This window comes from Kitasatospora sp. MAP5-34 (assembly GCF_029894335.1).
Classification (GTDB): Bacteria; Actinomycetota; Actinomycetes; order Streptomycetales; family Streptomycetaceae; genus Kitasatospora.
The window spans coordinates 92,765-107,751 of the sequence record NZ_JARXZC010000026.1; the positions used below are offsets into that span (position 1 = coordinate 92,765).

The following is a 14,987-nucleotide window of genomic DNA, read 5'->3' on the forward strand; positions in this document are numbered from 1 at the left end:
CGACGCCTGGCAGTAGGCCGGGCCGGCTGTCAGTGTCCGACCGCCCAAGTCGATCGTGTGAGCTTCCAGGAAGCGGTACGGCGACGGCGGCGGTGGCACCGCGAAGCCCAGCACGGGCGCGCCTCCCAATGAGCGATTGTGTTGACTCTTGTGGGTTGTTGATCGGTGCAATATCGTATGGCATCGCCGTCCAGGCCAGGCGGCCCAGCCATCCCCCCACGTCAGTGCCCCGCCGACGGCGACTCTCCGAGTGCTGCCGTCACGTCCCCCACTGCGCTGCCCGTGGGCGCCGCAGCGTCCCCGGCCGATACCCCGGCGCACCACATCCCAGAGTCGCACCACAGCCCAGAGCCGCACCACCTCCCACCAGCCGTTGTCAGGCCCGCCTCCGGGCGGACGCGGCCCCGGCCCACCCACCACTCGGGAAGCCCCCACATGCGCACATCGCCACACCGCGTCGCCGGCCTGCTCGCCGCGATGGCCCTCGCCGCCTCCGGCCTCGGTGCCACCACCCTCGTCACCGCCGCTCCCGCCGCCGCCCTCGGCAACGGCAACGCCCTGACCCCGCCCATGGGTTGGAACTCCTGGAACAGCATGGGCCCCTCCGTCAACGAGGCCGAGGTCAAGCAGACCATCGACTTCATGGCGGCCAACGGCCTGGTCCAGGCCGGCTACAACACCGTCACCATCGACGACGGCTGGTCACTGCGCCACCGCGACGGCCAGACCACGGACTTCGTGAAGAACTCCGACAACGGCATGCAGCTGTACGACAACAACGGCAACCCGGTCTCCGGCACCGACGGCACCGGCAACGACCGCACCAGCGGCCACCTGGTCACCGACCCCGGCTCGTTCCCCTCGCAGACCGTCAACGGCCAGACCGTGAACGGTGTCCAGTACCTGGCCTGGTACGCGCACAGCAAGGGCATGAAGTTCGGCCTGTACGCCACCGACACGTACACCACCTGCCAGGGCCACCCCGGCAGCCTCGGCCACGAGTCCACCGACGCCACCGACTTCGTCTCCTGGGGCGTCGACTACGTCAAGTACGACGACTGCCCGTACGGCCCGACGATCACCGGCCCCGACGGCTACGCCTACTACCCGCAGGGCGAGGGCAAGGAGCTCACCCAGTCCATCTACGCCCGCACCCAGACCTTCCGGCAGGCCCTGGACGCGGCGACCGCCGCTGCGGGCAAGCCGAAGATCACCCTCAGCCTGTCCGCGCAGCCCGCGCACACCGGCATCCCGTACCTGCTGAACGCCAACGACCCGGCCCGCACCGACCCGCTGATCACGGCCGCCGGCGTCCAGCCCCACCAGGCCGCCGGGTACTACCCCACCGGCGTCTGGTGCGGGCAGGTCGCCAACCTCTGCCGGATCGGCGGCGACCGGGACAGCGAACTGGACGGCGTGCTCTACAACGGCCAGCTGCAGACCGCCCTGAAGTACCCGGGCAACGTGCACCCCGGCAGCTGGAACGACATGGACATGATGTTCGCCGGCTGGCAGGACACCAGCGGCATCTGGGGCGTCAGCGACACCTACAAGGGCAACAAGCCGTTCACCGACGACGAGTCGCGCACCGAGCTGTCCGTCCTGTCGATGATGGCCGCCCCGCTCATCTCCGGCGCCGACCTGCGCACCACCGCCGACGCGCAGCGCACCGCGAACGGCTACACCTGGTCCACCGGGATCACCTCCTCCGCCCTCGGGCTGCTGAAGAACCCCGACATGATCGCCGTCGACCAGGACAGCCTCGCCAAGCCCGCCACCCTGGTCGGCACCATGCCCAACTACCCCGCCTCGCAGACGGCCCCCGTGATCCTCAAGCGCCAGCTCGCCAACGGTGACCTGGCCGTCGCGCTGATCAACCAGGACCCGAACAACTGGGCCATGCCCAGCGCCAGTTTCGCCGCCCTGGGCCTGACCGGCTCCAGCTACTCCTACCGCGACCTGTGGACCGGCTCCACCGGCACCCTCACCGGCACCGTCGGCGGCAGCTGGATCCCCGCGCACGGCGTCACGCTCCTGCGCATCACCGGCGGGGCCATCGGCACGGGCGGCGGCGGCACCGGCGGCGCGAGCGTCGTCGGCGACGGCAAGTACCACGCGATCAGCGCGGGCGGCACCGGCGGCCAGGCGCTCGAAGTCCAGGGCGGCTGCAACGCCTCCGCCGGCGCCAACTCCGACATCAACGCCTACCAGAGCGGCAACGCCGCCCAGCAGTGGCTGTTCACGCCCAACGCGGACGGCACCGTCACGATCACCGACAACTGCTACACCTCCGCCCAGGCGCACACCGTGCTCGCCGCCGGCGGCGGAGTCGGCAGCGCCTACCTGCTCAACCCCTCGGCCAACAACCCCTGGCAGAAGTGGAAGGTCACCCAGAACAGCGCCGGCGCCCTCACCCTCACCAACACCGGCAACGGCCTGACCCTGGACGTCGCCGCCACCACCGCCGGCTCCACCGGGATGACCAACCCGGCCAACCCGGCCGCAGCCGGCCAGAGCTGGACCGTCCTGTCCTGACGATCCGTCACCCCACCCGCGACCGGGTACCGGCGAACCCCGCCGGTACCCGGTCGCGGTCGGGCCGAGGCACCGGACCGTCCACCCGGACAGGGGGGGCGTACGAGCAGGAGCCTGCCACCGCACCGGGCGGGCTCACCCGTCCTCGTCCTCGTCCCCCGACTCGTCCTTCCCGCTTCGCGTCTTCTTCTTGATCCTGGTGCTTCGCCTGGTACTGCCCGCGCTCCTGTCCCGCTCGTCGTCACCGCGCTCGTCGCCACTCGCCCCGCTCCCGCTCTCCGGGCCGCTGCCCTCGCTCTCCGAGCCCGCGAAGTCGTCGTCGGAGTCACGCCGGCCTCGCTTCCTCCCTCGGCCCGTGGCGCGCTGTTCCTCCTCGTACTCCCTGAGTCTCGCCCTGAGCTCTGCCTTGAGTTCCCTCATCCGGGCAGCGGTGCGCGGTGTTCCGGTCAGCCCGAGCAGCGTCCGCAGCTCTTCGCGGTCCTCATCGGTCACCAGGACGTCGGTGCTCGCCAGCAGCTCCTCGACCGCGTCCGTGGTGCGCATTCCGGCGCGCCCGAAGCCGGCCGGCCAGCCCTGCTCCATCGTGAAGAGATGAACCTCGAGGGCGGCGGCCAGCCGGCGCAGCGGGCCGGCCGGCGCGCCGGGCAGCATGTCGGTCAACTCCGCTTTCGTCAGCCGCTCGTAGATCTTTCCCAGGGCGGACTTGTCGAGCAGGTTCCACATCCGGCGGCGCTGCTCCGCCGCGTCGATCGGGGTCAGCACGCGTGCCCGAGCCGCAGCGAGCTCGGTGTCCGTCCTGGCCGTTGACCACCCCTCCTCCTCGGCTTCTGCGCGCACCGCGTCCTCGGCGGCCCGCACCGGGCCGATCACCGCGGCCGGCATCCGCAGGGTGGCTGCGGCAGCGGGGTTCTCGGCGATGTCCAGGTAGTACATGTGCACCTGTTCGGCTTTGTTGTTCGCGTTCGACCCCAGTTTCACCGCTGCCATCGGAAGGGCGCTGCGATATTGGAGGTACGCCGAAGCCGCTTCCTGCAGGAGGCCCGCCGCGTTCCAGCTGAAGTCGGCACCGAGAAGTTCTCCGAAAGCCGTGCCGCGTCGCAGGTGCGCGGCCGCGTAGATCCCGCGCGGGTCCTGCGAATCGGGGAGGGCGGCGGTGCCGGGATCGGTCGGCAGTAGCGCGCCGGGAAAGGCGAGGGCCTGCAGCCTGGCGCGCGCATCCGCGATGTCCTGACCGACCAAGGCCCGCCTGACGGCTCGCTCGATGCTGCCGTTCGCGGTCAGATGGTGGCCCTGATCGCTGCCGAACAGCGTCGGATAACGGCCGCCGGAGCTGACCTCGGCGACAACGAGCCCGGAGGGGGTGGACGAGGTCGCGAGCCTGACCTGGTAGGCCCCCGGTTCGGCGGGCTGCGCCGTCCTGCTCCACTCGCCCGGCGCGGCCGCCACCGGGGCCTGCGGGCCGGGCCGTACGACCAGCCCGGCGGTGGCCTCGGTCAGGTTCAGCTCCTTCACCCGTGGCAGGACGTCGTCCCAGATCTGCGACGTGGCGTAGGCGTGCGGGTAGCAGATGGCCATCTCGTGCAGGTGACGGCTGAGTATTGACGCCACGGCGGGTACCGGCTGCCCGTCCCGGAATCCGGGCACGCGCTCCTCGTCCGGGTCACCATGGTCGGCGCGGCTGGCACCTGAGGTGAAGTCGGTCGTCTTCCGGTCGAGCAGCCCCCACAGGAACTCCCTGGCCTCGACGGCGGACAGCAGTGGCGTCCCGGCCTCGTGCGCCCGCAGCGCTTCCAGGCTCGCGGGTTCCCCGTTGCCTCCGTGCGAGTTCGGGTCGATGTTCGCGGCCGAGAACGGCGCCAGATTGCGTGCGGTCAGGTAGGCCGAGATGGCCTCCTGGAGGCAGCTCAGGCTGGTCTGGGGCGTGGTCGCGCTGTCGGCCGCGTTCTGCAGCGCGGCCGTGGCCTGGTGCACCGCGGCCATGAAATCCGCTTTGCGTTGGCCGGTGAGCAGGTCGGCGTGGGCCTGCAGGCCGGGGGCCAGCGCGGGCGGCAGCGTCACCGGAGGCCGGTCGTCGTCGGCGGACGGGGTCGACGCGGACGAAGACGAGGTGGCTGCGGCGGACGACCGCGCGGCACGGCCCTTCTTCACCGGGGCGGGCGCGGGCAGCGGGGCGTTCTGAATGCCGTCGACCAGTAGTTGCTGCATGGCCGTGATCGCAGCGGGAATCGTCTGCCCGACGACTCTGCGCCGCACGCTGTCGCCGTACATCGCCCAGGGGGTGGTGTGGGCTCCCTCGGAGCCGGCGAACTGGTGCGGCGGCCGACCGACGATCACCACCTTCGTCACGGTCGCGGCGGCAACCGCACCCGCGACGCCGGTGCCGCCACCGGACCGCACCTTGATCTGCACCGCCAGGTCGCGTTGGATCAGCGCGGCCGGGCCGCCCGACCCGCGCGGTGCGCCGCCCCCGGCCAGGGTCAGCCGCACGCCGGCCGCCTCCGCGCCGCCCCGCCCGCCACCGGCCCGCTGCAGCGGCGCGGCCATCACCCGCGCGGCGTTGGCCTCGGCCGCCCGCTCGAAGCGGTCCGACGGATCGCTGACCTTCAGTCCGTCGCCGGCCTCGGTCGCGCTGACCGGCCCGGAACGCTGCTGGATCACGTGGGTCAGCTCGTGGGCCATGGTCCGCCGGTCGCCACCGCCCGCCCCCAGCACGACGTGACGGCCGGAGGTGTACGCGCGGGCCCCGACCTCCGCCGCCGAGCGGGCCGCCGAGGGGTCGTCGTGCACCCGCACGTCGGTGAAGTCCGCGCCGAGACGGGCCTCCATCTCCGCGCGCAGGGGATCCCGCATCGGCCGACCGGGCGAGCGCAGCACCTCGTGCACGGTGGAGCGCTGCACGGGGGCAGCGGCCGGCGGCGGCTCCTGGTGGCCGCAGCAGGCGTCGTGACCGTGCTGCGGCCGCTGCAGGAGGCGGGCGACCGCCGCGTTGCCGACGGTGCGCTGCAGCTCCAGCACCGCCTCCGGGGTCAACGCGCCCGGGCCGGCCGCCTCCTGGGCGCTCCGCCGCTCGCCGCCGCGCTGCCGCGCGTCCGCCCGGCCCACCGGCTGCGCCTGCGCCTGTGACTGCGCCGGTGGCTGTGACTGTGACTGCGGGTCATGCCCTCGCACGCCTGCCCCTCCCACCCGTCGCACGCCACGGTCGCGACGCTTTCGAAGAACTACCGCGTGACCCGGTGGCGCAGAGGGTCCGAAAGGGCAGCATCCAGGGCAGCGCCGGGTGGACTCGTCCGCCGGCGGGCCGGGTGCCCGCCCGGTTCGGAGAAGGTGCAGAACCGTCGGCTGAGACGATCCTGACGGAGGGTCTGCCCCGGCCCTACGGAGTCAGCCCCCAGGCGGGCGGCGAGCTGCTTCCTGGCCCACCTGTGGCACAGGTCGCATCGTCGCCGGACGCGCGGTGACGGGGCGGCCTGCTGGTTGGTCACGTTCGGCATCTCCTGTTGGTACCCATGACGGTCGGCGGAAGTGGGTCGTGTTGCGGGCGTGCCGTACACCGTTGAAGAACCCGCCGATGCCGTAGGCACTGGACGAGTACGAGTCGGTCACCAGGCACCCCTGGTACGCGAGTTGGCTTCGCGGGTGCGGGCCAGCAGATCGGCGCGCCTCTCCCGTTCCTCCGGGGTCAGCTCGCGTCCGGCGTGCTCTTCGGGGTCGAGTAGCGGCCGTTCGGCGGGCTCGGGGTCGTCACGGTCCATCGGACGGGGGCCGCCCAGCAGGTACGCCCACGCGGGCAGGTACTCGGGCTCACCGGTCACGCTCACGCGCTCAACTCCCGCTGCGCGGGCTGCAGTTCACCGGAGACGATCCGGCCGTGGCACTCGGCGTGCTCCGCGATGTACTGCGCGATCGCCATCACGGTCCGGGCGTTGGCTCCGCCAAGGGCCACGTGCCCACCGTACTCGTGCCCCGTGGCGTACACCGGGGACAGTGACACCAGCGGTGGCAGCCCCGCGAGCCTGAGCGCCGCCATCAGGGCATCGGCCGCCTCCTCCGCCATGGTCCGGTGACGGCTGATCAGCCGCCCTCTCTCGCTCTCCAACTCGCTCACCGTGCGCGCTCCTCTCTGTAGTCATTCCACTACAAGAATCGGCATCGGCGGCTACGATCGGAAGCCTTCCGCACTGGACAAATTCGTCATGTGGGATTCAGGTTCGAAAGGTGATCGAACGTGCGGCGTACGACACTTGACCCAACGTCATCTCCGGCAGCGGCCTTCGGGGTGCAACTCCGCAGGTCACGAGAGGCGAAGAAGCTCACACAGGTAGCCTTCGGGGCGCTCATCGGGTTCAGTGACAGCTTCGTGTCGTGCGTCGAAAGAGCGACACGCAATCCTACATACCCCTTCGCGACCCTCTCGGACGACGCCCTTGATACGGGCGGAACGCTCGAACTCATGTGGTGGAACCTCAAGCACACGGCCCTACTTGAGGGATTCCCGGAGTACGCCGCGCACGAGTCCAAGGCGGCGGAGCTCCGGCTGTTTGAGTTGGGAGTGATCCCAGGGCTCTTCCAGACTCCGGCGTACGCAGCGGCAATCGCGTCAGCAGCGGTGCAGCGCGGGGCAGTCACGCAGGACCAGGCCGACGAACGCCTTGCCTTCCTGGCTGCTCGCCAACGGCTTCTGGAGCAGTCTCCCGCCCCGCTGGTTCATGCGGTACTGGATGAGAGCTGCCTACGTCGGCCGATCGGCGGAAGGGTCGTACTGACGGAGCAGTTCCAGCACCTGGAGCTACTGGCCGCGCGTCCTCAGGTGATCATTCAGGTAGCACCGCACGCACTTGCCGAGCGACGCCCGTTCGCCCACCCGGTAACGCTGCTGACGCTTCGAGACCACACGGCCCTTGGCTACACGGAATCGCATCAGCGGGGCTTCATCGAGCGGGATACTGACACCGTCAGGGCATGGACGAGGGACTACCATCGGTTGCAGGTTGAAGCGCTGCCCCAGGCTGCATCCATGGAAATGATCCAAGAGGTACGGAAGGAACTGTTCCCATGACCGACCCCGTAGACCTGACTGCCACGACTTGGGTCAAGTCCAGTTACAGCGAAAACGGCGGGCAGTGCATCGAAGTTGCTCCCGGCTTTGTGGGCGTCATGCCCGTTCGTGACTCCAAGGACCCTTCGGGGCCTGCTCTGGTCTTCTCCGCCGATGCCTGGCAGTCGTTCGTCACGGCCACCCGGGAAGGCACCTTCGGCGACGTCTGACAGCTTCCCGACACACAGAGACCCCCGTACCTCGCCCACGCCCGGTCAAGGGCGTGGAAGGTACGGGGGGTGAGCCGGGCTGCGGCAGTCAGCTCTGCAGATTCCTGCCCAGGCCCGGACCCCGGCGGTCGTTGCCAGACCAGGCGCCGGCAGGGACGAGACATACCCAACTTCTGCTTATGAAACGAGACGTGCCGAACCCGCGACTCCAGGTGACCGCCGCCCGTGCCCCGGCCGACACGCCGACGCGCCACCCGATCCATAAGCCCTAGTAGGCAATGGGCCTATGAACCGTCGTTGGACACGACAGTACGGTCGGCCCGATCTTGGCAGTATGACGTCCCCTACTGTGTCCGGCGCAGTCGTCGCCCGGGTCACCTCACGGATCGACGGCCTCGTCGTCGGGATCCGTGAGGTCATCCAGCACGGCTTACCACCGGAGTTGACGGCCCATCTGGTCGGCGAGCTGCTCGCTCCCGTACTCGGCACCGCGGATCTGCTCACCGCCGAGCAGCGCGAGGGCGACCCCGACTGCTACCGGCAGCACGTGCTGCACGCCGAGCGGGACGGCAGCTTCTCGATCGTCGCGCTGGTCTGGCTGCCGGGCCAGCAGACCCAGATCCACGACCACGTCTCCTGGTGCGTCACCGGCGTGCACGAGGGGCAGGAGAGCGAGCGCCGCTACCGGCTGATGACCGACGGGCGGACGTCCCGGCTGATCCCGACCGAGGACGTGCTCAACCCCACCGGCGCGATCGCCGCCTTCGCGCCGCCCGGCGACATCCACCAGGTACGCAACTCCTGTCCGACCAAGGCGATCTCGATCCACGTCTACGGCGCGGACATCGCCCGGCTGGGCACCAGCATCCGCCGAACCTACCGCGCGCCCGAGGGCGAACGGTGAACCCCCTTCCGGCCGTGCACCCCCTTCCGGCAGCGGGCAGCCGCGTGGACAAGGACAGTCTCCCCGTGAACCACAGCAACACCGCCCACGACATCGCCGTAGTGGGCGCGGGAGCCGCCGGCACCCTGACGGCGCTGCGCCTGCTCCACAACGCGGCCGCCGGCCGGCCCGCGCCGGCCCGGATCTGGCTCATCGACCCCGAACCCGCAGGCCGGGGACTGGCGTTCGGCACCGACGCGCCGCACCACCTGCTGAACGTCCCGGCCGGAAAGATGAGCGCCCACCGGGACGACCCCGGCCACTTCGTGCGCTGGCTCGGCGACCGAGGCGGCGAGCACGACTTCGTGCCCCGCGGCCTCTTCGGCCGGTACCTCACCGAGAGCCTGGAGGCGGCGAGCAGCCACAGCAACGCCCCCGACCTGGTCCGGGTACCCGACCGCGTCGTCGGCATCGACCACCGGGCACAGCCGGCCGCCGCACCACTGAGCCTGCGGCTGCGCGGCGGCCAGACCCTCGACGTCGACGCCGCCGTGCTGGCCCTGGGCAACTTCGCGCCCGGCCTGGCCTGGGCGCCGCCCGAACTGCGCACCTCGGTGATGTTCCTGGCCGACCCCTGGACACCGGGCGCCCTGACGACGGTACCCAAGGACCGCGATGTCCTGCTCGTCGGCACCGGCCTGACCATGGTGGACATGGCACTCAGCCTGCAGCGCCCCGGACGCGTCGTGCACGCGTTGTCGCGGCACGGCCTGGTCCCCCAGCCGCACGCCACCACCCCGGTCCTCACCCCGGCCGCCCCCCGGCTCGACGCCCGCCCGGGGCTGGCCGGGCTGCGCCGGGCGGTGCTGCGCCAGATCGCCCACTGCCGCCGCGTCCACGGCGACTGGCGGGCGGGGGTCGACAGCCTCCGTCCCGTCACCAGCGCCCTGTGGCAGCAGCTTCCACCCGCTGACCAGGCCCGGCTGCTGGCCCAGGACCTCCGGCTCTGGGAGACCCACCGCCACCGGATCCCGCCGGTCAGCGCCAGGGCCCTGAGCACCGCCGTGGACGCGGGCCTGCTCAGCATCGGCCGGGGCACCGTGGCCGACGCCAGGATCACCGCAGACACCCCCGGCGACGTCGTCGAGGTCCGCTTGGACAACGGCCGCCGGCTGCGGGTGGGGGCGGTGCTGAACTGCACCGGCTCCGAGGCCGACCTCACCCGGATCGACGACACCCTGGTCACCGACCTGCTCGACACCGGCCTCGGCACACCGGCCCCCGTCGGCGGCGGCTTCGACACCACCGCCTGCGGCCGGCTGCGCCCTGCGGGCGGCCGGGCGCAGGCACCGCTGTGGACGCTGGGATCGCTCCGGCGCGGCAACCTGCTGGAGACGACCGCCATCCCGGAAATCCGCTGCCAGGCCGATGACCTCGCCATGCTGCTGCTGGACCGCAGCGCGGTGGGAACCCGGGGCGAGGCGGCACCGGCCCGCTGAGCCGGCGGGTCGTTCGGCGGGCAGCGCGCCGTGTCCGACGCGGGCGCGGCGGTGGCCGGAGTCCCGCAGGCGGCCGGAGTCCTGCATGCCGGACGGCCCAGGGCCGGATATCCGCCTCACTCTTGCGAGTGGTCATTCGTGTCCCTCCAAACGGAGCAGCGCCTCCTGCCATAGCGTTCCGTCAACGAACTTTTAGTTCGAAGCCGGATCCCCGGAATTGGAGGCACGAGCCAGATGACCGACGAGATCGTCCGCGCCGCGATCCACCCCGCCATCGGAATCGCCAGAGTCGGAAACTCCCTGGAGGAGTACTACACCGCACCCGAGACGCCCGACCCCGGGCCGCAGGACCCGGGCTTCTACAAGGACTCCGCCGGCGCGATCAAACGCGAGGTGGCGCGCTTTCGGGTCTACGGGTACAACGCACTGGGCGAAGTGGTGGCCGAACTCACGGCGGACAACGCCGATATCCGCTGGAGCGCGCACCTGGCGAACAAGAAGGCGGCCTGGTACCAGTTCCAGCTCGCTCTCGACATTCCCGAAGCGGCAGGCGCCAACGCGTCCGGGCTCCGCAACAAGGAGATCACCGGGGGCCTGCGAAAAGACCTGGTCATCGACCCGGGCCCGATCAGCATCAGCGGGAGAAACATCTCAGGGCCCGACTTCCACTTCCGCGACGGCAAGTTCATGGGAAAGGAGGTCTATCTCGGGGAACTGCGCACCGACGAGGACGGGCACCTCCTGGTGTTCGGCGGCTTCGGCCAGTCGGCCTCCTACAACGGCAAGCCGATCACCACCTACGCCAACAACGACGGCTGGCACGACGACATCGGCGACGGCCCGGTCACGGCGACCGTCACCGTCGGCGGCCGCGCGCTGCCGGTCGACCCCGCCTGGGCCCTGGTCGCCCCGCCCAACTACGCCCCCGCGCTGAAAGGCATCCGCACCCTCCACGACCTGCTGTACGACGTGTTCGTCTGCGACGGATCGCTGCCGTTCCCGGACCGGGTCTCCTTCACCCGCCACATCGCACCCGTGCTCCAGCGCTTCACCGACCACCAGTGGGTCAACCACGGCTTCGCCGGCTACTACGGGCACGACGGCCTCAGCCAGTTCACCACCCCGCAGATGCTGGCACGGCTCAGCAGCAGCGCCCCCACCCTCCGCGCGCTGCGCCGACGGGTGTTCAGCGCACTGCGCGACTTCGGGCGCGACGGCGCCTCGCCCGTCCCCTGGCCCTGGCTGTACGGGGACGCGATGGCCATCCCACCGCGCTCACCGCTGCAGCACATGGCGTTCTCCCCGACCCAGTACCGGATGTTCCAGTACTGGGCCGACGGCGACTTCGAGGACGACTGGGGCACCCTCGGGGCCACCCCACCGCCCCGGACGCTCGCCGAGGTGCGCCTCGCCGAGCAGCCGGCCGCGCTCGACCGCGCCGCACTGGACTTCTGCCTCGCCGACGCCTTCCACCCCGGCTGCGAGGTCACCTGGCCGATCCGGCACCCCTCGATGTACATGGCGCCGTTCCGGATCCGCCACCGCCCGGCCGACCAACCCGAACCCTCGTACGGCACGGTCCTCACCCCCGAGACCGCACTGTCGGTGAACGGACCGCTGTACGCCCAGGCGCCGGGCGACCTCTCCCGGTGGATGGCCGTCCCGTGGCAGAGCGACACCGCCAGCTGCCGTTCAGGCTACGAGCTGTCCCTGGGCCCGCGCCACGACCCGTACCTGCCGACGTTCTGGCCGGCCCGGGTCCCCAACCACGTCCTCACCGAGGACGACTACCAAGTGGTCGTGGACGAGACCCGGCCGCTGACCGAACGCACCGAGGCGTTCGAGCGACGGGCCGTGTGGCTGCGCGGACTGCGCGGGCAGAACACCGAACAGCTCAACCAGATGATCGACGACTGGTACCGGCTCGGCATCGTCGAAGTGCGCGAAGGCGCCAAGGACTTCCCCGACCGGATCCAGGTGGAGTCCAGGCCCTCCATCGACCTCGAAGGCGTACCGCTCACCCAGAACCTGGTGACGCTGCACGTGCCCCAGGCCGCAGACCCGGCCCTCGCATCGGTGGCGATCAACCAGGCGATCGCGGTCAGCGGTTACACCGCCGAAGAGGTGACGGCCGGCTTCATCGACAAGGTCGCGCCCTTCCGCGACAACGCCTGATGACCGGTCGGCGCACCGCCGCCGGCGACCACTACGACGTGGTCGTCGCCGGCGGCGGCCCGGCCGGCGCCGCCGCCGCCCTGACCCTGGCGCGCACGGGCCGCACCGTCCTGCTCGCGGACGCCGGCAACGGCCCGCCCAAGACCGGCGAGGCCCTGCCCTCCGTGGCCAAGGTCCTGCTCGGCGACCTGGGCGCCGGCCAACAACCCGTCGCGACCGGACACCTGACCTGCTACGCCAACCTCTCCTCCTGGGGATCGACCGCCCTGGGCCGCACGGACTTCATCAACGACCCGAACGGTCCCGGCTGGCACCTGGACCGCGCCCGGTTCGACCGGTGCCTGCGCGAAGCGGTCCGCTCGGCCGGCGCCGAAGTGGCGGAGCGCACCACGGCCCGCCCGAAGCCCCGGCACCCGGACGGAAGTTGGGCAGTCGCACTGCGCGGACCGGCCGAGCAGCGGATGGTCCGGTGCGACTGGCTGGTGGACGCCAGCGGCCGCCGCAGGGCGGTAGCCTCCACCGGCCGGGCCACCGCTCACCACACGGACGGCCTGGTCGCCACCTGCCTGGAGCTGGCACCCGACCCCGCAGGCCGAGCGGGCGAGACCTGCTCGCTGGTCGAATCCGCCGAAGACGGCTGGTGGTACACCGCGCTGCTGCCCACCGGCCGCCGCCTGGTCACCTACTTCACCGACGCCGACCTCGCCCCGCCCGCACCGCGCACCCGCTCGGACTTCGCCCGGCTGCTGCGCCGGACCCGGCACGTCGCGGCCCGGGCCGGCGCCCACCCGCTGCCCGCCGACGCGACTCCTCGGCGGGCCCCCGCCCACTCCTCCCACCTCGACACCCCCACCGGCGACGGCTGGATCGCCGTCGGCGACGCGCCACCGCCTTCGACCCGATCTCCTCCCAGGGCATCCTCACCGCCCTGCACACCGGCATGACCGGAGCCTCGGCCCTGGCCGCCCACCTCGACGGGGACGGCCAGGCGCTGGAGTCCTACCGCGCCCAGCTGGCCGCGATCCGCACCGCCTACCAGCGCAACCACCACACGGCGTACAGCCTGGAGAACCGCTGGAGCGACCGGCCCTTCTGGCAGCGCCGACACACGTCCCTCCCGCATCCCGCCGCACCACAGCACAGCATCCGAAAGGAGCTCGCATGACCACCCGTCACGACCACGAGCACGAGGACCCTTCGGTCCACTCCTTCATCCTGTCCGGCCAGGACACGGTCTTCGGCCACCACCTGGCCGCGTTCGGCAGCGGCCCGGTCTCGGCGGCCGGCCCGTAGGGGGAATGGTCGTTGCGGAAGTCCAGGACGACCTTGGTGGTGTACAGGGCGCAGGCTGCGAACAACGCGAGGAACAGGACGGTTCGCCGCTCTTCCGCAGCGCGGTGACCCGGGGCAGGTCCTCCGGTATCTGTGCGACCGGATTGCGCCAGCGGCGGGTCAGCACCCAGACGAGGACCGTCGCGACCGCCACGACGGGAGCCCCGCCGAGGATTTGTCCGCTCTGGTACGCCCTCGAACGGGTGTCTATGCCTAGGGCGAGAATCATGCGGAGCACCCTAGTGCGCTGGTCGCGGCGGGCGACGTCCGTGCAGGCGCTGGCGCTACGCTGCCGGATCGTCCTCGCGTGTGCTGACGGGCTGTCGAACACCCAGGTCGGCGCGAACCTCGGGATCCATCCGACCACCGTGGCCACCTGGCGCAAGCGGTTCGCGGCCCAGCGGCTGGAGGGCTTGGCCGACGAGAAGCGGCCGGGCCCTGCCCGCACGGTGACGGACGAGCAGGTCGAGGACGTGATCGTGCGGACTCTGGAGACGACGCCGAAGGGCGCCACACACTGGTCCACCCGCGAGATGTCGAAGCAGAGCGGGCTGAGCCAGTCGACGGTCTCACGGATCTGGCGCACCTTCGGCCTCAAGCCGCACCAGGTCGACACCTTCAAGCTCAGCAAGGACCCGCAGTTCATTGAGAAGGTCCGCGACGTGGTGGGCCTCTACCTCGATCCGCCCGAGCGCGCCATCGTGCTCTGCGTCGACGAGAAATCGCAGATACAGGCACTGGACCGCTCGGCGCCGGTGCTACCGATGATGCCCGGCATGCCCGAGCGCCGCACCCACGACTACCTGCGAGGAGGCGTCACCACCTTGTTCGCGGCGCTCAATACCGCCACCGGCGAGGTCATCGGCTCCCTGCACCGCCGCCACCGCGCCGTCGAGTTCAAGAAGTTCCTCGCCAAGCTCGACAAGGAGGTCCCCGCCGAGCTCGACGTCCACCTGATCTGCGACAACTACGCCACCCACAAGACCCCCGCCATCCAGAAGTGGCTACTCGCGCACCCGCGCTTCCACATGCACTTCACTCCCACCAGCTCGTCCTGGCTCAACCAAGTCGAGCGCTGGTTCGGCCTACTGACGGACAAGCAGATACGGCGCGGAGTCCACAAGAACGTCCAGGCACTGGAGAAGGACATCCGCGACTGGATCGCCCGCTGGAACGAAGACCCCAAGCCGTTCACCTGGACCAAGACCGACCGGCAATAGGCGGCTGCCGCTGAGCGATGGGGTGGGGTGGATGCAGTGCGGGCACGGGTCCGCGTGATCATGGAGTTCTCTACGCTC

The 14,987-nt window shown here is 71.0% G+C and carries 12 protein-coding genes and 2 pseudogenes; 11 read left to right on the forward strand and 3 right to left on the reverse strand.

The window, feature by feature from the left end; all coding sequences use genetic code 11:
* Positions 1-435: 435 nt before the first annotated feature.
* Complete coding sequence (locus P3T29_RS21305) at positions 436-2,535, forward strand: hypothetical protein (protein ID WP_280718146.1); 2,100 nt, start codon at positions 436-438, stop codon at positions 2,533-2,535.
* A gap of 2,532 nt (positions 2,536-5,067) precedes the next feature.
* Here the strand turns inward: P3T29_RS21305 and P3T29_RS32720 are convergent.
* The 3 genes and pseudogenes from P3T29_RS32720 to P3T29_RS21320 all read right to left on the reverse strand — a co-directional run.
* Positions 5,068-5,565, reverse strand: a pseudogene (locus tag P3T29_RS32720) (DUF4157 domain-containing protein); the annotation flags it as partial.
* 569 nt (positions 5,566-6,134) lie between these two features.
* Complete coding sequence (locus P3T29_RS21315) at positions 6,135-6,353, reverse strand: hypothetical protein (protein WP_280718148.1); 219 nt, start codon at positions 6,351-6,353, stop codon at positions 6,135-6,137.
* Positions 6,350-6,640, reverse strand: a complete 291-nt coding sequence (locus P3T29_RS21320) for a hypothetical protein (protein ID WP_280718150.1) — start codon at positions 6,638-6,640, stop codon at positions 6,350-6,352. Before P3T29_RS21320 ends, P3T29_RS21315 begins: the two co-directional genes overlap by 4 nt.
* Before the next feature lie 171 nt (positions 6,641-6,811).
* Between P3T29_RS21320 and P3T29_RS21325 the strand changes: the two are divergent.
* The 10 genes and pseudogenes from P3T29_RS21325 to P3T29_RS21370 form a co-directional block, all read left to right on the forward strand.
* Positions 6,812-6,967: pseudogene (locus tag P3T29_RS21325) on the forward strand (helix-turn-helix transcriptional regulator); the annotation flags it as partial.
* 18 nt (positions 6,968-6,985) lie between these two features.
* Positions 6,986-7,591 (forward strand): DUF5753 domain-containing protein, encoded by a 606-nt coding sequence (locus tag P3T29_RS21330; protein WP_280718163.1) that lies wholly within the window; start codon positions 6,986-6,988, stop codon positions 7,589-7,591.
* Positions 7,588-7,800: a DUF397 domain-containing protein gene (locus P3T29_RS21335; protein WP_280718151.1), complete on the forward strand. Its 213-nt coding sequence runs from the start codon at positions 7,588-7,590 to the stop codon at positions 7,798-7,800. The genes P3T29_RS21330 and P3T29_RS21335 overlap by 4 nt, the downstream gene beginning before the upstream one ends.
* A 334-nt stretch (positions 7,801-8,134) precedes the next feature.
* Entirely contained in the window at positions 8,135-8,704 is a 570-nt protein-coding gene (locus P3T29_RS21340; protein WP_280718152.1) for a cysteine dioxygenase family protein, read from the forward strand.
* Between the two features lie 65 nt (positions 8,705-8,769).
* A complete protein-coding gene (locus P3T29_RS21345) occupies positions 8,770-10,182 on the forward strand; it encodes an FAD/NAD(P)-binding protein (protein ID WP_280718153.1) in 1,413 nt (470 codons plus the stop codon).
* A 234-nt stretch (positions 10,183-10,416) separates the two neighbouring features.
* On the forward strand, positions 10,417-12,357 hold the full coding sequence (locus P3T29_RS21350; protein ID WP_280718154.1) for a LodA/GoxA family CTQ-dependent oxidase: 1,941 nt from the start codon (positions 10,417-10,419) through the stop codon (positions 12,355-12,357).
* Positions 12,357-13,301 (forward strand): FAD-dependent monooxygenase, encoded by a 945-nt coding sequence (locus P3T29_RS21355; RefSeq protein WP_280718155.1) that lies wholly within the window; start codon positions 12,357-12,359, stop codon positions 13,299-13,301. The genes P3T29_RS21350 and P3T29_RS21355 overlap by 1 nt, the downstream gene beginning before the upstream one ends.
* Positions 13,298-13,522, forward strand: a complete 225-nt coding sequence (locus P3T29_RS21360; RefSeq protein ID WP_280718156.1) for a hypothetical protein — start codon at positions 13,298-13,300, stop codon at positions 13,520-13,522. Before P3T29_RS21355 ends, P3T29_RS21360 begins: the two co-directional genes overlap by 4 nt.
* Positions 13,519-13,650, forward strand: a complete 132-nt coding sequence (locus tag P3T29_RS21365) for a hypothetical protein (protein ID WP_280718157.1) — start codon at positions 13,519-13,521, stop codon at positions 13,648-13,650. The genes P3T29_RS21360 and P3T29_RS21365 overlap by 4 nt, the downstream gene beginning before the upstream one ends.
* Positions 13,651-13,898: 248 nt before the next feature.
* Complete coding sequence (locus tag P3T29_RS21370; protein ID WP_280718158.1) at positions 13,899-14,909, forward strand: IS630 family transposase; 1,011 nt, start codon at positions 13,899-13,901, stop codon at positions 14,907-14,909.
* Positions 14,910-14,987 lie beyond the last annotated feature (78 nt).